Source organism: Paenibacillus senegalensis JC66, from assembly GCF_000285515.1.
In the GTDB taxonomy this organism is placed as follows: domain Bacteria; phylum Bacillota; class Bacilli; order Paenibacillales; family NBRC-103111; genus Paenibacillus_L; species Paenibacillus_L senegalensis.
In genome coordinates this window covers 30,997-48,235 of record NZ_HE610968.1, presented here as the reverse complement: position 1 = coordinate 48,235, position 17,239 = coordinate 30,997, and the positions used below count along the sequence as shown (strand labels likewise).

The window sequence follows — 17,239 nt, the reverse complement described above, 5'->3', positions numbered from 1 at the left end:
GCAGTATTTGATCTGTAATTGTATTCTACCTGGCCAACACATGTGACCGACTTCTATACGCTGAAGCTTCGATCGATGTGGAATAATATTTTTGTCCATGTCTGTTATTACCTCAAAATATGAGCCTCTAGTCAACTAGTCGCTAGCTTAGCAGGGCTTGTCTCGGCTCCATGGCCGTCAACATAAATTGGTGAAATCGACTTATGCAGCTTACGCGGCATACTCACCCATAAAACCATCAAAGATCAGCGTTTCACTGTCCGGTGTGTACTTTTATTGTACCCCAAATACAGGATAAGGAAATCATTACACAATAAAATAAAGTCCAAACACCAGCAGCACCAGGCCTCCCAAGGCTTCTCCATAATTGCCTGTCCAGTGCCCGAACTTGCGGCCGATCGCCAAGCCAAGCATCGCCATAGCTCCGCCAAAGAAGCCGAACAGCAATACGGTGAGCCAAATATCATCAACCACCATACCCATCGATACCCCTACAGAAAAGGAATCCAGACTCACCATTAAAGCTATTAGCAGGAGACCCCACAGGTTTTGAAATACAATCGATTGTACCCCGTCTCCCAAAAATGCGCTGTAAATCATATGGGCTCCCAGAAGAATCAGCAATCCGCCGCCAACTGTTACCGCAAGCTCTCCCAAGATCATACTGAAGTATTTGCCCATGAACATGCCGAACAACGGCAAAATCGTATGAAATATCGCCACAATGACACTTACTTTTAAAATCGTCAGGATCCGAATTCCCTTCAGCCCAATGCCGACTCCCAAGGATAGCGCGTCCATTCCCAATGCGGCAGCCATCAGTAAAAGAGTCATTAATTGTCCCCATTCTGACGGACTCCATCCCATGCTTTAACCCCCTGTCCATGTTCCCTTTCAACATATGCGGACAACCGGGGGAAAATTACCAGTAAGTTCCTGATTTTACGATAGATTTGGAGAGCAGGCGAGGTAAAAAATAATAAATTCGGCGATGTTCAATCTTGACACATCTTAACCCTTATTGCAGGTTAATAAACCGTTGGCCGGCCGCCTTTATCATCCGGTTCATGACCGCTTCGCCCAGTCCGGCCGGCTCCACAGCTTCCGCCAGGATGAGCGCGACCTGCTGCTCGTCCATGCGACGCAAAGCCCGGTACAGGAGACGAGCCGCCGCTTCAGAGTCCTCGGGATTGCGGCCTATCGTTTCAATCCAGTCGGCTGCAAACTGCTCGCGCCGGGCTTCAAAGGTGAGCACGCCTGTGCGCCGGCCTTGCAGCCGGGCTTCCTGCAAAGCCGCCTGAATCCAGGCCGTCCGCCGATTCTCTTCCCCGCTAACGATAATCATTTCGCCTATCGGGGCGTAATGGGTATATTTGGTGCCCGGGGATTTAGGCGCTTGGCCGCTTTCACTGCTCGCTCCTTTTGCGTCCGCTGCAGTCGGCTGATGCTTGTCTTCGGCGCTATTCGCCACAGGAGCCACCTCCTGCAGCTGTTCAGCTGTGACCCCTCCGGGCCGCAGCACATGGATCACACCGTCGATGACCTCAACGACGGTGGATTCGACTCCGACGCCGGTTTCCCCGGCGTCGATCAGGCCATCGATCAAGCCGTCCAGATCCTCCATCACATGCGAAGCCTGTGTCGGACTGGGACGCCCTGATCGATTAGCGCTTGGTGCCGCCACCGGACATTGAGCCGCCTGAATCAGGCTCAATGCTACCGGATGGTCCGGCATCCGCACCGCTACGGTAGCCAGCCCCGCCGTAACTTTGGCGGAGACGGCGCCCGGCACAGCCGGCAGCACCAGCGTCAGCGGCCCCGGCCAGAAAGCGTCCATTAAACGCCGAGAGGTCTCATCCAAACGGTCAACAAGACCGTTAAGTTGAGACCTGTCGGCTATATGGACGATGAGCGGGTTATCCGCTGGCCGGCCTTTGGCGGTGAAGATGCCCTGCACCGCCTCAGCGCTGCGCGCGTCAGCACCAAGACCGTACACCGTTTCGGTCGGAAAGGCGACGCGCCCCCCGGCCCGGAGCATTCGGGCCGCAGCCGCAATGCCCGGATCATCCGGGCGGGGGTGGGGGGGAACGGACCACAATTCTGTCTTCATTCAGGTTCACCCTTTAATAGTTTAATAAGGCAGTTTCTTTCCCGATCCCAAGCTAGAAAAGAAATAAGAGCTATATTTTAGTTTGGCAAGGAAATAAGTGCTGTAAGCTATAAGTAACCAAGCCGTCAAGAAAATAAGTGCTGTAAGCTATAAGTACTGTAAGGAACCAGGCTAGTAAGGGATAGTGATTGTATGAGGGAATGACCGTTACATGTTCATGTGCAAGAACAGCGGCGGCGGTTTTCAGATAAGATAAATAACCCTTATGCGAACCAGCCTTTTACTGAAGCAAACAGGTTCTGCACAGCATCCACTAAGAAGAACCGCACCTGCTTCTTCGATTCAATCGGCAGGGAAGCTTCCGTCTTTTCCTGCTCGCTATCGCTATCTGCTGAAGCATTTGCCGCCACTGCTTGTTTTTCGGCTTGTTTGTCAGCTTGTTCATCTGCATGCTTACCGGCTTGCTTATCAGTTTGCTTACCAGCTTGTTTTTCCGCTTTTTTATTGGCCTGCTCATCGCTGTCCTCAACCAAGTCCGATTCCGGCACCGCTTCACCCATCGCCAAATCTACGAAGCACAACGGCGGAAACAAGACACACCACCAATTTTGTCCCTGGGCACTGCCGATCGATATTTTCAAAGCCTCATAGACACCGGCAGGATACACCTTGGAGCCGTACATTTTTGTAGGAAAGTCCACCTCGCCTAGCTCCACGTCAACCTCATAAGTGAAGCCTCTTTCTGCGAGAAGGGTCGTCACCAGTTGATGAATATCAGGCAAATGATCGGCCACTACGTCTCTGGCCTCTTCAATGGTGGCGGGACCTGTCACCCATTGGTTCATTTCTTCGACAATCGCATCTCTGACCAGTCTTTTCAAAGCCTGATCCTGTACCGAATCGGAGTTGGCCAAAATGCGCAAACGAATTGCTTCCTGTGGAATTTCTGTCGTCAGCAGGGCCGCATTGGTTTTGTTAGATTCCCAGCTAATCATTAATAGAATAAGGGCAAAAGCTATATAAAAATAAGAACGGTAAGATACTCGCTTAACCATAGAAGATGCTCCTCTCTTCAACCAGTACGATCCGAATCTAGTACTCATTATGGTCAGAAAAGAGAAGAGCTATACTTCCTCTGCTAGATTAATTGAAAGATTTAAAGTTTGCCAGATTGCCAGTCATCGGACCCTGTCGTCATAGGTTATAACCTTACCGTAAATCATAAGCCAATACATGCCGGCTAATCCCCGCTAAGTCTTTCACGATCTCGATCTGCCCCCAGCCCTTCTCTCCATCAAGCAGAGAAGCTACAGCCTCCGCCTGCTCATGCCCTACTTCAAAGCCGATGAGCTCCGGGAGCTCTGGCAGCAAGCGCATATCTGCAATCAGTTGCCGATAGCTGTCCATGCCATCCTGCCCGCCATGCAGGGCCAGCACCGGCTCATGCTCCGCGACCTCGCGCTGCAAATGCTTCATTTCTTCTGTGGTGATATAGGGCGGGTTGGATACAAGAATATTTACTTTTTGCTTCGGCTCCTGATGCTGCTGAAGGGCAAGGACAGGCTTTAGCAAATCACCGTGAAGCCACTCAATCCGATCCGCTACCCCAAGCCGCCGGGCATTCGATTGAGCTACGAGCAGTGCTTCTCCGGATAAATCGACGGCCCAGCCTTTCCAGCTCGGACACTGTGAGACCAAAGTCGCGATAATGGCCCCGCTGCCCGTCCCGATATCGACGGCTAACGGCTGATCCGTCGGTGCCCACCGTTCCTTGCCTTTACGCACAATGGCTTCAACTAAAAGCTCGGTCTCCGGGCGGGGAATCAGCACAGCCGGAGTCACCTGGAACGTCAGCCCGTAAAACTCCTGCTCCCCGGTAATGTACTGAACCGGCTCTCCTGCCGCTTTTCTCAGGACCCACTGCCGCCAAACGTCCCCATGCTCCTCGGGGAACGCTCGCTCCCAATTAAGCAGCAGCGTCGTGCGGTCCAGCTGCAGCAGCTTCTGGAGCATAATCTCTGCGCAAATTGCCGGATCATTCACCAGATGGTCCGCCAAAAAAGAAGAAGCCTGCAAATAGGCTTCACGTATCGTTAACGGTTTGGGCAGCGTCATGGATTTACTCTCCTTTTTCCAATAGCTCCGCCTGGGTCGCTACGGTTAAAGCAGAAACGATCTCCTCCAGCTCTCCGTTCATGATCGTTTCCAAACGATGCAGGGTCAGTCCGATACGGTGATCGGTCACCCGGCTTTGCGGAAAGTTGTACGTACGGATCCGCTCACTGCGATCCCCGGTTCCCACTTTGCTTTTTCTCTCGCTGTCGTACTTCTGCTGCTCTTCTTGCAAAAATTTATCGTAAATCCGTGCACGAAGCACCTGCAGCGCTTTTTCCTTGTTAGAGTTTTGCGACTTGCCGTCTTGGCATGTAGCCACAATCCCTGTCGGCAGATGGGTTACCCGCACAGCAGACTTGGTTGTGTTGACGGATTGTCCGCCGGCACCACTGGAGCAGAAGGTATCTACGCGAATATCGCTTTCCTTGATATCCACCTCGATCTCCTGAGCCTCCGGAATGACGACCACTGTGGAAGTGGACGTATGGATGCGGCCGCCGGATTCCGTTACAGGAATACGCTGTACCCGATGCGCGCCGCTTTCGAATTTGAGCTTGCTGTAGGCGCCCTTCCCGCTGATCATAAAAATGATTTCTTTGAACCCGCCAAGATCGTTCAGGCTTGCCTCCAGGACCTCGGTCTTCCAGCCCTGTGAGTCGGCGTAACGGGTATACATCCGATACAGATCAGCCGCGAACAATGCCGCTTCGTCCCCGCCGGCCGCTCCACGGATTTCCACAATGACGTTCTTCTCATCATTGGGGTCTTTTGGCAGCATCAAAATTTTAATTTCTTCCTCGAGCTTTTCCTTGCGTTCCTCCAGCTCGGCAATTTCCATTTTGACAAGCTCGCGCATTTCCTCATCCAGCTTCTCGTTCTGCATTGCCTTGGCAGACTGTAATTGTTCCATTACCGACTTGTATTCGGTGTAGGCATCAAAAGCTTCCTGCAGATCCGACTGCTCTTTGGAGTATTCTCTTAGTTTTTTGGAGTCGCCTGCGACATCCGGGTCACACAGCAGCTCACTCAGCTTTTCGTAACGGTCCGCCAATGATTGCAACCGGTCCAGCATGGTCTTTCACCTCAATGTACAAGATTGTATCTTTCATTACTGATTCAAATCCGAAATCCGTTTGCGGGCTAATGAGCCGGCTAAACGTTAAACCGGAAGTGCATCACATCGCCATCCTGCACAACGTATTCCTTGCCCTCGAGCCGCAGCTGGCCTCTTTCTTTGGCCGCGTTCATCGATCCGGCAGCAGTCAGGTCTTCATAGGATACCACTTCCGCACGAATGAATCCCCGCTCAAAATCGGTATGAATGACAGCTGCAGCTTGCGGAGCCTTGGTTCCCTTACGAATGGTCCAGGCCCGCACTTCCTGTACGCCTGCCGTAAAATATGTGTATAGGCCAAGAAGCTTATATGCCGCACGGATCAAACGGTCCAGACCGGATTCCTGAAGGCCAAGCTCTGCCAGGAACATCTCGCGGTCCTCACCTTCCAGCTCGGCAATTTCCGATTCCACCTTCGCACTGATCGGAACAACCTCTGCCCCTTCTTTCGCAGCATAATTCCGAACCTGCTCGACGTATTCATTCCCGTCGGCATTGCCGGCTTCTTCTTCGCTGACATTGGCCGCATACAAAATCGGCTTGATCGTCAGCAGGTGCAAATCCCGAATGAGCAAGCGATCCTCATCGCTGAGTTCTACGCTGCGTACCGGTTTTTCCTCCAGGAGGGCCGTTTTGATCCGCTCCAGACATTCTACTTCGGCAGCGACTTTTTTGTCCCCGCCCTTCATGTTCTTGCGTGAACGCTCAATCCGCTTCTCTACCGAATCGAGATCGGCCAGAATAAGCTCCAGGTTGATCGTTTCAATATCACTGATCGGATCGACTTTTCCGGATACATGGGTAATATTTTCGTCCTGGAAGCAGCGGACCACATGAACAATCGCATCCACTTCGCGGATATGCGCAAGGAATTTGTTGCCGAGTCCTTCCCCTTTGCTCGCTCCTTTGACCAGTCCGGCTATATCGACAAATTCAAAAGCTGTAGGCACAATCCGGTTCGGGTTAACGATGTCGGCCAGCTTTTGCAGACGCTCATCCGGCACCTCCACCACTCCGACATTCGGATCAATCGTACAAAACGGATAGTTCGCCGATTCCGCCCCCGCTTGTGTAATTGCATTGAACAAAGTCGATTTTCCCACATTTGGAAGACCGACAATTCCTGCTTTCAAAGCCATCTATAATGCAACTCCCTTATTGTTAACAAATCAAGTCATCAAGATATTATACCGCATTATTGGAAAAAGCTCCATAGCACGCAAACATCCGGTATAATATTACACAACAGGCTTAACAGGAATAACAGGGTTAACAGGGATAGCGGCAAACCCATCACCATGGAAAAACAAAAGGATACAAGGCTTCCTTCCTTGCGTTTGACCTTTTGCGGATAGGGATTTTCGGCTGCTTGTATGTACTATAAAAAGAAGTCTGAAAGGAGAAACGCAATGAAAATCTACTTTCTTGCCGCCTTCATTCTGCTTGCTGGCTGTACCTTGGTACAGAATGACGATTCTTATGAGCCATCCGGGTCGGGGACCCCGTCAGCATCACTTCAACCTTCATCCGATACATCAGCATCTCGGCCGGCTCTCCAGTCTTCACCCCAGTCCACGCCTCAATCTTCAGCTCAACCCATAACCGAAGGAGAACAGGCAGCCCGTTCCTTGCTTGAAGCTGCTTCCAGCAATCATTTCGACGTTGTCGAAGCCATTATTGAAGAGTCCGAAATAAAAGAGCTGGACGAACTTCTTAAGTATGTCTTGACTTATTGGCACCAATACTCCTATAAAAATCAAGAAGATTTACAATTGGTATCTTTATTACTGGAAAAAGGCGCGGATCCTAACGGAGTGGATGATGATGGAACGCCTTTACTTTTTATTGCGAGGACAGCCGATATGTTAAAAGTGCTGGCTGAAGATGAGAGGGCCGATTTAAATGTTATATCCCCTCATGGAAGCACATTACTACTATCAGCTATCGGATCCTATAATAGTGAAAAAGTGGATTACTTGCTGCAAAGAGGCGCTGATCCCAATGATGAAGGTATTCCCAACGACCAAGAGAAGTGGTCGCCTCTTCATCTTGCTGTTGCCTTTTCAGATCGTGTAGAGTGGGTGATGCCGATTGTGGAAAGTTTATTGAATCATAAAGATATTGACTTGACCAAAGTAGATGAGGAAAACCGGACTCCCTATGAATTAGCTGTCGAATTAGAAAAATACGAGGCTATGGAACTGTTTGAAAAGAAAGGGTTAGGTAATCCTGCGGAATAAATAAAAAGAACTTTCTTGCGGGGCTTTTTCTTGTCACTTGTGGTGAATAATCGGACAGATAGGGTTTGCTCCCAAAGCATTGGGCCCCAGGAGCAGCTATATGAACGATGGTCGGCACTGTTCGATCGCCTCCCTCCCCCACTAATTGAAAATCTGCTGGGGAAGGGAGAAAACAAAGGGATCGCCAGGACATACATGCATTTACATTACCGTTACTGCGTTATTCCTGAACGATAATGGGTGAGTAACCTGCCGCTCTGGCCTGTTGAGCCAAAGCTTCCGCATTCGCACGGACGGAGAATGCGCCTAGCTGTACTTTGTACAGTCCCCCCGTAAACGCGATATAAGGGGAAAAGCCTTTGGAGCGTGCATCTGCAGCCATTGCTTCCGCATTGGCGCGAATGCTGAAAGCGCCAATTTGAACTTTATAGAGAGTCGTGCCTCCGGATTTTGGCGGTAAGTTAAAGGCTCTTGCTACGCCTACCGCATGACCGCGCGCCAATGCTTCAATGAAAGATGGGGTTTTGAGTTTGTTTGCGTCGGCCGCCCGGTCTATAAACCCGTTTTCCGTCAGCACCGCGGGCATATTGGATTCCCGTAAAACATGAAAGTTCGCTGTTTTTTTGCCGCGATCTGTAAAATCAACACGATTTATAATTTGATCATGCACATGATTGCGGTAAGTTGTGGTCGGTGCGCCGACTCCGGGATAAATGAAGCTCTCAAAACCGGTCCCGCCACCCGCATTGATGTGAATGGATAGAAAATAATCTGCTCCCCAGGAATTAGCTGCATTGGTTCTTTGCCCCAAGCTAACCGTCTGATCTCCAGTTCGGCTCATCCGAACCGTTACATTGTCGTATTCGTTGAGCAGAATATCGCGAACTCTCAATGCGATTTGTAAATTCACATTTTTCTCCTGCAGACCATTGCCTACCGCACCGGGATCTGTTCCTCCGTGACCAGGATCGATAAAAATTTTAGCCATGATCATCACCTCCATGCTTTAATTTATGCCTTGCCGATATCAATGGCTTGTACTCCTGTAACAGAAGAGCATAAGATGGTCGGGTTTCCCTGATTAAGCATGGTCAAAGCCCCCTTTTCTATAGTGAAAAGAGGGCTCCTTTGAAATTGAATTAAATAAATTCGGATTTATATTGTGGCTGTTGCAATAAATCCCGATTTTCCTTTTTTCATTAGCATTCGACAATCCAGCTATAAATTGAAACCTTTGCCCTCCGGCTTGGTTGGATTGCTTATGATGCCAAGCGTGGCCAGGACGACTAAAACAGCATCGGCCAACAGCACGATCCCGGTCGACCAATCGTCGGTTATTGTATAGTCAAACAACACCTTGGCCCCGATTTGAACGGCCAATAACAACTGGGAGATCAAGGCCATCCAAAATCCGTAATTGCGCAGCCGTTTCTTTTTCCCATACCCTTCTATTGTCGCGCCCTCCTTTTATCAGCAAAAGACTTCCTTATCGTTTTTGTCATGCTTTTGGGTTTGCTTTTCGGTTTGCTTTTGGGTTTGCTTTTGGGTTTGCTTTTCGGTTTGCTTTTGGGTTTGCTTTTTCACGTTGCTATCCTGTCTCTACAATCTTCCTTCGTACCCCATTCTTAATAACGATTAATTCGGAAATACAAAATCTTATCAAAAACGATATACTCTTTGCGATCCAGGAACGGCCCCCGATTTTCATGTCTTTCGATTACATAAGCAGCCGGCCCCCGTCCTTCCGAGCGGTTCTCGTACCATTTGGTGAAGGCCTCGAGCTCCCAATTCCACAGGTCAAACTCGCGCTCTAACCCGTTGTCCATCGTAATGAGCAAAATTCCACGCTCCATGGATCGGGCCTCCGGAGTAGCCCATGCAACGCGCGAAGGCGGACTTTCCCCATTGTGCTTGTCTACTGCTGTAACGGTATAAAAATAGGTTTGGCCGTTATAGACATCGAAGTCGGAATAATGGGTGTATACACTAGAGGTCACGGTTACAAACGGACCTTCCGGAGAAGTTGATTTTTTAACGTTGTAGTAGACAGCTTCGCTTACATCTGGCCAATGAAGGTAGACTTCATTGTCTTCGCCATATGCCCACAAGTAAGACGGTGCATCTGGCCACGGTACAGGCGCACCTCCATAAATGTTCAATTCCTGAATGTTGACCCCATCTTCTTGACCGCTGTAGCTAAATGAAATATAGCGGACATTTCTTACTTCTTCGTTCGTGTACTTGATGGTTCCGTCTGGAGCACCGTTGTATAAATAAGTAACATCCGTAACGGTCATCAGTTGGCGGCCGGAGCTGTAATAATATACGTCAACCGGTTGCGAAGCTTGTACTTTCAGAGCTGTCGCTGACACTTCTTTTCCAAGATCGATCGTCAAATATTGGTTTTTCGGTAAGGTGTAGCTGGTGTCTGGATTATGGTCTGTTACCGTAGTTACCGAATTTCCCTCGCCAAAAGGCGTTGTACTGTGAGTCAATGGTTTGTAGCTTAAATAGCCTAGCGGATCACCATCCGGACATGCCGCGGAAGCGAATGGCATAGCCAGGGTCAGGCCGAGCGCCAGCATAAGAATGACAGCCATAGCGCGTAACCCTCTCTTTTTAGTTAACATCATTGTTTCTTCCTCTCCTTTGTAAAAAAAGTATTTATTTTCATAGATGAGGCCTGCGTCCGGCAATGAATTACGACTCGTGAAACAAACCTCAGCCAGCTCCGGTGCCCCAAGCTATAAAAACCAACAAATTATAAAAAACCAAAGATATTGCTGCATCGGGATCTACAACCTGTTCTTTCGTTCGCTGCCGTTATTGACGCTGGTTTGGCTGCCGCTGCTGAGCTTCTGGTTGATGTCTTCCACATCCTCCGACAGCTTCTGAACGGCAAGCGCCAATTGCTGGTTGTTACGCTGGGCTTGTTCCAGAGCTTGAATCAACTGTCGTTCCCGCTCTTCCCCCTTTTGCTCGCGCTTGTCCTGCGTTTTGATAACATAGAACAGCAGGCTGACAAACAAAATGGCAAAAAACCCTTGGGTGGCGGCAGCATTAAACACCTGTGTCTCCATCCCTTGGTTCGCCCCTTTCGGTATATAAAAAAGCCCCGCCTATTCGGCAGAGCTTTCATATGATTGACCTGTGATTTTCTCGTAGTCTTCAATTGTGATCGCGCCTGTTCTTACTCCATCTTTCACCTGATCAATAGTCCATAGTTGCTTGTCGTAAAATCGCTTAATCCGCTGTGCCCATACCGACATTTATATCGCCTCCTAACTCTGCCATCAGGATTTTTTGCCAAATCGCAGTTTACTGAACATGCCTTCGCTCTTTCTCTTTTTCCACATTATCTCGTACCACAGATCCGCATTCTCGGCCTCGAGCTGTGTGATTCTCTCCTCCGCCGAAGGAGGTGCGGGTGGAAGCTTGGCCGCTTCCTCATCCAGTTCTTCTTGCGTTTTCTCGCGGATAGTGCCATTGTCGAGCTTGTATTTCCATGTCTCCGCAACGTAAGCACGCCACTCTTCCTCGGTAATAGGAATAGCTGTCTTTGGTATAGCGTCACCGTGAATCTCATCCACATAAAACCCGGACATGTTTCCTTTATCATCGAAATCTGCGTAGTATTGCACTTTATCCCCCTCCTAAAGGCCAATAGCAAACCACAGGATCTGCCTTGATACTGGGTCATTGTGTATAAGGTAAAATTGGGTCGCAGTTCCAGCAGCAATGGATGCAGTTGAGGGTGTGTCGCTATCAACTGTTGCAGATATCATTTGGGGAGATGACGAAAAGGCAATAGGGAAAGTTACACTAGTTCGTACGTGAGGACTTACTGCAGTCCTAGCCCCCCACTGTAAAATCAGCCCATTTGCCAATCTCTGATACCCTCCCGAAGATGCAGACCCTCTTGTATTATTTCCTGCGTGCCAGACTACTCTGCCATTGAAATTAAAGTTACTCCCATCATGTTTCATATTAAGGATGGGTCCGGTATAAGCAAGGTTATCGTCAAGTGCTTGTAGGCGCAACTCGTCCCCAGCAACGTCCCAGCGGTAGTTTCTTTTGTTTGGCGTGTCTGCCGTCGTGCCCAAAAAGTGCAAAGGAAAATTGCCCCTAGCATAAATATTTTGTTCAAATGTCTGAGAGTTGGAGAAGGTATTCATTGCTCCAGTTCTTGCATAGCGATCATCGGCAGTATTTCGGTTAAGCGCATGGGTGCCTGACGTAGCATTTCCAATCGATAGATTCCCACTAATGGTACCACCGGAAGAAGTAACGACTTCATTAAAGTCCGACCACCCCGTATCACTCCTCCAGTGTCGTATCCAAGATCGGGCAGTACCGCTTCCCGCATTGTAAACCATCTGCGATAACCGTGAATTGTCTATTTTAAAATTCAAAGCATTTATTAAACTAACCGGATAACCATCTTCAATTCCCGTCCCAGATCCGCTAGGTACTGCAAATGTAGTTACGCCTATAGGGTGCTCATTCCCACTTACTGTAGCCGCTCGGTAAGGAATTTCTGTAATTTGCTGACTGGTTACGTTATGTGGGTTACTCGTATTATTGGAATGGCTATTTAAACTAGCCTGTACGGCATCGGCTTTGGCTTGTGCGCCTGCAGGAGTCTCTTTGGCATTCCAATCAGCCCGTTCCGCAGCTGTGATGTGAATTGTATTATTGTCGGCATGAGCAGTTAGTTGAGAAAGATTGATAGCGTCTTGGCCGTCACTGCCGTTAGCAATCTTTAATCTACCGTTGCTGTCCCGCAAGGCAATCCGATCTGCGGAAGCTTCGGATGTGGCACCATGAACAATTGTAGAGTTGCGGTGCCAATTCAGTTCTCCTTGTACCGAATCAGCCTTCTCTTGTGCACCTGCGGGCGTCTCTTTAGCATTCCACTCGTCTCTCTCAGCTTGGGTAATGTGCCTCTCATTATCCGAAAGATGATCTATAACAGCTTGTTCCACGCTATCAGTCTGTTCTGATACCTCTTGAAGGCCTCGTTCGATCCGGTTCATATCCTGCTCGGTGACGATATCATCGTAACTCCAATCTGTTTTACCTTGATAAGCCATAGTTAACCTCCCCCCATTTTTGTTTGCAAAAGACGCTTATGAAAATAGTTTAATGAAGTGATTAAGCATTATAAAAAGCTCCGGCTTTTTGGCGGAGCTTTCCTACGCCTATCGCTGACCGTTGGTCGATTATCCTTTCGTCACCTTCCTCAGCGTCCTATGGCTATATAACGAATATGCCTTCCTATAGTGCTATTATTGTTATGGTTGACAGTAAATCCCGTTCTTCCTAAACCAGTTATGCCTATGGGTTCAACGTCAGCCTGATTTAAAGTTGCAGCAACCTGATACACGCTGGACGGAAATGATATGGGAAAAGTTATAGTTGCACCTCTGGTAGCAACGACATCACCCCATTGGATAATCAGTCCACTTGCTAGCCGCTGATATCCTGTTGTGGATAAGCTTGCAGTGTTATTGCCATTGTGCCAGAGCTCATTACCATTTAACGTAGCGCCAGAACTTGTTAGGTGGAATCTAGATTCAATGTTTAACCCATCTGCAGAGTATTTTCTAATTTGTACGGAACCGGCTTCTGCATTGATTAAGCCGCGTCGTACTCCTTCATGATATAGATCTATTTCTGGATTCGTGTTACCCGTTGCATTTGCTCTAATACCTGCCCAGGAACCATTCGCAAGAACTTTTGCTCCTGAAAATCCTGCTTTGGAATTAGGATCAAAATTACCCGCGTGCCAAACCTCTCCACCTCGATACCTAAAATCATTTGGACCGCTGCCTGGCCGTATTTGAAGAGCAGTTGTCCCGGCGGTGTGATCATAAATATTCCAGGTATCATTAGCTGTAGAAACCCCGATAGAATATAAAGATGTCCCGTTAGAGCTCTGATGTACAACTCCATTGAGCGCGGTATTACTATCGTTCCTATCCCGAAAAAATAAGAGGGGTCGACTTTTATCAATGGTCAAGTTTCCTGCCATTACATCCCCGGCAATATTCACCTTACCGCTAGGATTAAAACTTGAAGCTGTCCAAACCTCCGACCAGTTATTCCAACTTGTCCCATCGTAACCTCTTACAAACATTCTGTTGCTTGAATAGTTAATATATATTTGAGAAGGTCGATGATCTCTTGCAATGTGGATGACAGCACCATTGGCATTTATACCTGGAGGTGTGTTGGCAGTTGATCCTGTTGTAGTATAAAAGCCTGTACCAGAGGTAATGGGTATGTTGTTTAAATCACTAATAACAGGAGCACTGCTCCCCAATCCATAACTTTTAGCCCAATTTATTGCATTTTGTTGAGCCGCGTTCCATGAAGTACGTTCATCGGCAGTAATGTGCCTAGTGCTATCTGAAATGTGATCTGCGACATCCTGGCCAGTACTGCTTATTTGTTCTGAAACTTCTTGTATCCCTTGCTCTATGCGGTTAAGGTCGTCTTCCGTAACGATATCATTGTATTGCCAATCAGTTCTTCCCTGGTAAGTCATGGTTAACTCCCTTTCCACGATAAGAATCAAAGTCCATAAGTGTAGTGGATGACATTGAAATGTCGAATGAAGTTGGGGTTGTGATTGCCTAGTACCTAACTCCCGTAATCTGTTTATACTGCCTTTTCGTTATTTTTCCTGCATCTACAAATACGGCTACATCTGCTTCCTTGTAGCGACCTTCAGTGTAATGTCGTTTGATGATAGCAAACCAGTCCATTTAGATCACCCCCTCGGTCACAAGTAATATTAATAGTTGAGCCTGTTCGCGCTCTGCTTGCTCGAGGCGTGCTTGTGTGGTTGCCAGCCTCATAGCAAGAAAAGAGTTATCCTCTTCTAATTGCTGTACCGGTGTTTTCGTCGTCGTTGGTGCTCCGGCAAGCCGCCATCCATGCTCAACATCGTAGATAACCGCATGCTCTTCGAAATATGCACCATCCGGAAGCAGATTGGTGGCATGCTCTTCATAGATTGGATGCTGCTGCGTCACTTCTGGTTCGATAATGTTTCCTTCCTCATCTGTGACAGCCTTGCTAATGACTATTGTTTTTGTACCAACTTCAACCAATTGGAGCCCTTCATCCCATTCGCCAATATTAATCAGTTGACCATCTTTATCAAATACGCATGTTTTAAGCATTTTGAGCCCTCCTATGCCACGGCGTGCCAGCCAGTATTGCCGGTTCCTGAACGCTTCACGTAAAGTGTTGTACCTGTGCCGCCAGTTATGCGTATATAAAACGAGCCGATTCTTGCCGAAGTCGCCCCTTCTGGAGCACCGCTTCCCCAAAAAAACGATATATTTCCATTACCGAAACGAATAACTGTCCCATCATGATTGACCTCCATTAACTCCCGTAGCCATAACTCGTTTTCATTCAATGCCTGCAAGCGAAAAAGGTCGCCGATAACATCAAAGCGAAAGTTCCTTTTACCGGGCGTGTCATAATCTGTACCTTTAAATACTAGTGGGATATCCGCAGCTAGCTTAAGTGTCCCATTCATCGTACCGCCGGTACTATTAATTAACTCGGCCCATGGTGTCCAATTCCCGCTATTAAGCTTCCTTACAAAAATCCGGATTGATAATGTATCTGTCCGGTAAACCGTTTGGTAGACTTCCGAAGAAGACCTTCTATCGACGCGACATAGCCCCCAAGGAACCTCGACAGGGGCGTTTAAAGTTGTTCCAACATTAACTTGCAACCATCCATTATCCAGTTCATTGTTAAGATTGGTCGATAATCTAGGGGTTGCCCCTTGTCCGATCCCGAGCGAGTTAAGACCCATCATAAAATTCAAAATCTGTGTCACGTCTTGTGTGACCCAATTAATAACATCTTTATTCCCCCGGACCAGATCATCCACAGTACCTCGTAAATTTGATGCATACTCTGTGTCCAGAAAAGCTGGTACAATGCCTAGCTTGTAGGTGTCTAGAGCTAAATAAGTGACGTGGTAAACTGCTGAGGGATCAAAATTAGATGGATTCAAGTCTGCAGCACCTATACCATAGAAAGCATCAACAGCACCGCGCTGTACTAATCTCCAGAGGTTATCTTTCCTTGAATTTCGATAAACCAGTTGTATTCTCAATGCCCTATTGACTAATTTCGAAGAATGATCAGCCCCTCCATTTATTGTTACATTTGTTGTGCCTTGCCTTGGATTGGCTTTCTCCATGACCACGATACCAGTTCCTACTTCAATTTGATTCGCTCCTTTGTAGAGCATTAAGCTGCCTTCGTGCTCAAGTGGTTCATCCACGGGTTCGGCCAGTTGATATAGAAGGAGATAGTGATTCCATTCGGAATAACTTGATGTTGGAACATTGCTGACGCTAGATTCGTTGGGATAATTGATTTTATACCATTGCTTTAGTCCACTCGTATATGGGGTAGCTCGATTACCTTGCTGATACATTCTCCAACCGTTGAAAAACGCTCGTATTTCCCCAACATAAGGAGTATAATCGTCTCCCCAACCGCTCAACTCATTTGGAATAGAGATATACAAACGAGACTGCCAAATTTGATGATTAGTTACAGTGCCCCAGCCTGCGGAATCACTAGAGTTATATGGAATTGCTCTTCCATCAAAATCAACTAAACGGGTTTTATTAATCATTGTACTGCCCGAAGATGTGTCCCAATCAGAAGCGACATTGGTTATAGCAATTACTTTATACCCCTCGAATTGTCGAGATAAGTACATCTCCACGTCATCATTAATTTCTAAACGCCTAAACCGTCTCACAACCCTCGGCTTACCTTCATTATCCATGTACATCTGATCCGCAACTGTCCCCTCCATATTGGAAGCCAGCTGGCAGGTGGGCAGATACAGATACGACTCCCTGCCATCCTCGGAACGGTTAGTGATGTAGACTGCATTTACATTTTGCAGCGAATCGACATACGGGTAAGCGGCTGCTATCTCCTCAGGCGACATCTGGTCAATCGCCTCAAATTCTTCCGCTGTAACTTCATAGAGACGAATTTCATCCGCAAATACATAATTACCAGGGTTTCTAGGTGTTATATTAACTGCTACCCGACTCTGTTCATTCTCCAGACCTGTTATTTTAGTGTAAGCCAGTTCAAAACGGTCTGTCCGGGTAACGACATTACTGCGAGTTTGTCCGTAAAACCCCGATATGGATAGAGTTGTATCTACTGCATTTCCGTTTTTCAACATACCTAATAAAATATAAAACTTAGTCTGCTCCAAATTTACCCTCGTTACCAAATAGGAGCTTCCGCCGCCTGAGGAGGCAGCTATCGTCTTCAACCCTCGAGTACCAATGGTAAAATTGTCCTCATCAAGTTCATTCGTAACTTGATACCTGCCCCAGCGGCTCAAATCCTCACAGTTCCCATCCCTCCCCAGCAAATTAACCAGGGTCCTCCCCTTAATCCCTGTTACTTTCAAGGGAGTGTCCCTCTCACTGGTTACGTTCTGAATTCCGGGAACCAGGGCCAACGAATGGGCTTCTTTCTTAACCAACTCGTCGCTAAGCTCCTCAATCCCCTGCTCAATCCGGTTCATATCCTGCTCGGTGACCAGGTCGTCATAGTTCCAGTCGGTTTTTCCTTGGTAAGCCATACCGG

The 17,239-nt window shown here is 47.9% G+C and carries 18 protein-coding genes; 1 reads left to right on the top strand and 17 read right to left on the bottom strand.

Going from position 1 to position 17,239, the window contains the following annotated elements; genetic code table 11:
* Nucleotides 1-306: 306 nt before the first annotated feature.
* The 6 genes from PSHG_RS25675 to ychF form a co-directional block, all read right to left on the bottom strand.
* Nucleotides 307-867, bottom strand: coding sequence for a manganese efflux pump MntP (locus tag PSHG_RS25675; RefSeq protein ID WP_010279913.1), 561 nt, complete (start codon nucleotides 865-867; stop codon nucleotides 307-309).
* Between the two features lie 151 nt (nucleotides 868-1,018).
* The gene (locus PSHG_RS25670; RefSeq protein ID WP_010279910.1) at nucleotides 1,019-2,110 is read right to left on the bottom strand and encodes an L-threonylcarbamoyladenylate synthase; all 1,092 of its coding nucleotides are present in this window, start codon (nucleotides 2,108-2,110) and stop codon (nucleotides 1,019-1,021) included.
* Nucleotides 2,111-2,373: 263 nt separating this feature from the next.
* A complete protein-coding gene (gene spoIIR / locus PSHG_RS25665; protein WP_010279908.1) occupies nucleotides 2,374-3,165 on the bottom strand; it encodes a stage II sporulation protein R in 792 nt (263 codons plus the stop codon).
* Nucleotides 3,166-3,319: 154 nt separating this feature from the next.
* Nucleotides 3,320-4,225, bottom strand: a complete 906-nt coding sequence (gene prmC / locus PSHG_RS25660) for a peptide chain release factor N(5)-glutamine methyltransferase (protein WP_010279904.1) — start codon at nucleotides 4,223-4,225, stop codon at nucleotides 3,320-3,322.
* Nucleotides 4,226-4,229: 4 nt separating this feature from the next.
* Complete coding sequence (prfA, locus tag PSHG_RS25655; RefSeq protein ID WP_010279901.1) at nucleotides 4,230-5,297, bottom strand: peptide chain release factor 1; 1,068 nt, start codon at nucleotides 5,295-5,297, stop codon at nucleotides 4,230-4,232.
* Nucleotides 5,298-5,377: 80 nt separating this feature from the next.
* A complete protein-coding gene (ychF, locus tag PSHG_RS25650) occupies nucleotides 5,378-6,478 on the bottom strand; it encodes a redox-regulated ATPase YchF (RefSeq protein ID WP_010279899.1) in 1,101 nt (366 codons plus the stop codon).
* 234 nt (nucleotides 6,479-6,712) lie between these two features.
* Between ychF and PSHG_RS25645 the strand changes: the two genes are divergently transcribed.
* On the top strand, nucleotides 6,713-7,579 hold the full coding sequence (locus PSHG_RS25645) for an ankyrin repeat domain-containing protein (RefSeq protein WP_081505254.1): 867 nt from the start codon (nucleotides 6,713-6,715) through the stop codon (nucleotides 7,577-7,579).
* A 220-nt stretch (nucleotides 7,580-7,799) separates the two neighbouring features.
* On the opposite strand, the gene PSHG_RS25640 is transcribed toward PSHG_RS25645, so the two are convergent.
* From PSHG_RS25640 to PSHG_RS25585, 11 genes are all read right to left on the bottom strand, one after another.
* The gene (locus tag PSHG_RS25640) at nucleotides 7,800-8,567 is read right to left on the bottom strand and encodes an N-acetylmuramoyl-L-alanine amidase (protein ID WP_010279896.1); all 768 of its coding nucleotides are present in this window, start codon (nucleotides 8,565-8,567) and stop codon (nucleotides 7,800-7,802) included.
* Between the two features lie 230 nt (nucleotides 8,568-8,797).
* The gene (locus PSHG_RS25635) at nucleotides 8,798-9,004 is read right to left on the bottom strand and encodes a phage holin family protein (protein WP_262362419.1); all 207 of its coding nucleotides are present in this window, start codon (nucleotides 9,002-9,004) and stop codon (nucleotides 8,798-8,800) included.
* Between the two features lie 200 nt (nucleotides 9,005-9,204).
* A complete protein-coding gene (locus PSHG_RS25625) occupies nucleotides 9,205-10,212 on the bottom strand; it encodes a phage tail protein (protein ID WP_010279893.1) in 1,008 nt (335 codons plus the stop codon).
* A gap of 162 nt (nucleotides 10,213-10,374) precedes the next feature.
* Entirely contained in the window at nucleotides 10,375-10,659 is a 285-nt protein-coding gene (locus PSHG_RS29080; protein WP_010279891.1) for a BhlA/UviB family holin-like peptide, read from the bottom strand.
* A 39-nt stretch (nucleotides 10,660-10,698) separates the two neighbouring features.
* Entirely contained in the window at nucleotides 10,699-10,848 is a 150-nt protein-coding gene (locus PSHG_RS30215) for an XkdX family protein (RefSeq protein ID WP_010279888.1), read from the bottom strand.
* 24 nt (nucleotides 10,849-10,872) lie between these two features.
* Nucleotides 10,873-11,220, bottom strand: a complete 348-nt coding sequence (locus PSHG_RS25610; RefSeq protein WP_010279885.1) for a hypothetical protein — start codon at nucleotides 11,218-11,220, stop codon at nucleotides 10,873-10,875.
* Nucleotides 11,221-11,232: 12 nt separating this feature from the next.
* Entirely contained in the window at nucleotides 11,233-12,672 is a 1,440-nt protein-coding gene (locus tag PSHG_RS25605) for a gp53-like domain-containing protein (protein ID WP_010279882.1), read from the bottom strand.
* Nucleotides 12,673-12,821: 149 nt separating this feature from the next.
* Entirely contained in the window at nucleotides 12,822-14,129 is a 1,308-nt protein-coding gene (locus PSHG_RS29075) for a pyocin knob domain-containing protein (protein WP_010279879.1), read from the bottom strand.
* A gap of 88 nt (nucleotides 14,130-14,217) precedes the next feature.
* The gene (locus PSHG_RS30210; protein ID WP_010279878.1) at nucleotides 14,218-14,349 is read right to left on the bottom strand and encodes an XkdX family protein; all 132 of its coding nucleotides are present in this window, start codon (nucleotides 14,347-14,349) and stop codon (nucleotides 14,218-14,220) included.
* Entirely contained in the window at nucleotides 14,350-14,769 is a 420-nt protein-coding gene (locus PSHG_RS25590) for a hypothetical protein (protein ID WP_010279876.1), read from the bottom strand.
* Between the two features lie 11 nt (nucleotides 14,770-14,780).
* Nucleotides 14,781-17,234: a pyocin knob domain-containing protein gene (locus PSHG_RS25585; protein ID WP_010279874.1), complete on the bottom strand. Its 2,454-nt coding sequence runs from the start codon at nucleotides 17,232-17,234 to the stop codon at nucleotides 14,781-14,783.
* Between the last annotated feature and the right edge of the window lie 5 nt (nucleotides 17,235-17,239).

Excerpts from the sequence above, each read along its gene's own strand:
- PSHG_RS25675 (WP_010279913.1), bottom strand. The coding sequence starts at position 867 with ATGGGATGGAGTCCGTCAGAATGGGGACAATTAATGACTCTTTTACTG.
- PSHG_RS25670 (WP_010279910.1), bottom strand. The coding sequence starts at position 2,110 with ATGAAGACAGAATTGTGGTCCGTTCCCCCCCACCCCCGCCCGGATGAT.
- spoIIR (WP_010279908.1), bottom strand. The coding sequence starts at position 3,165 with ATGGTTAAGCGAGTATCTTACCGTTCTTATTTTTATATAGCTTTTGCC.
- prmC (WP_010279904.1), bottom strand. The coding sequence starts at position 4,225 with ATGACGCTGCCCAAACCGTTAACGATACGTGAAGCCTATTTGCAGGCT.
- prfA (WP_010279901.1), bottom strand. The coding sequence starts at position 5,297 with ATGCTGGACCGGTTGCAATCATTGGCGGACCGTTACGAAAAGCTGAGT.
- ychF (WP_010279899.1), bottom strand. The coding sequence starts at position 6,478 with ATGGCTTTGAAAGCAGGAATTGTCGGTCTTCCAAATGTGGGAAAATCG.
- PSHG_RS25645 (WP_081505254.1), top strand. The coding sequence starts at position 6,713 with ATGTACTATAAAAAGAAGTCTGAAAGGAGAAACGCAATGAAAATCTAC.
- PSHG_RS25640 (WP_010279896.1), bottom strand. The coding sequence starts at position 8,567 with ATGGCTAAAATTTTTATCGATCCTGGTCACGGAGGAACAGATCCCGGT.
- PSHG_RS25625 (WP_010279893.1), bottom strand. The coding sequence starts at position 10,212 with ATGATGTTAACTAAAAAGAGAGGGTTACGCGCTATGGCTGTCATTCTT.
- PSHG_RS29080 (WP_010279891.1), bottom strand. The coding sequence starts at position 10,659 with ATGGAGACACAGGTGTTTAATGCTGCCGCCACCCAAGGGTTTTTTGCC.
- PSHG_RS30215 (WP_010279888.1), bottom strand. The coding sequence starts at position 10,848 with ATGTCGGTATGGGCACAGCGGATTAAGCGATTTTACGACAAGCAACTA.
- PSHG_RS25605 (WP_010279882.1), bottom strand. The coding sequence starts at position 12,672 with ATGGCTTATCAAGGTAAAACAGATTGGAGTTACGATGATATCGTCACC.
- PSHG_RS29075 (WP_010279879.1), bottom strand. The coding sequence starts at position 14,129 with ATGACTTACCAGGGAAGAACTGATTGGCAATACAATGATATCGTTACG.
- PSHG_RS30210 (WP_010279878.1), bottom strand. The coding sequence starts at position 14,349 with ATGGACTGGTTTGCTATCATCAAACGACATTACACTGAAGGTCGCTAC.
- PSHG_RS25590 (WP_010279876.1), bottom strand. The coding sequence starts at position 14,769 with ATGCTTAAAACATGCGTATTTGATAAAGATGGTCAACTGATTAATATT.
- PSHG_RS25585 (WP_010279874.1), bottom strand. The coding sequence starts at position 17,234 with ATGGCTTACCAAGGAAAAACCGACTGGAACTATGACGACCTGGTCACC.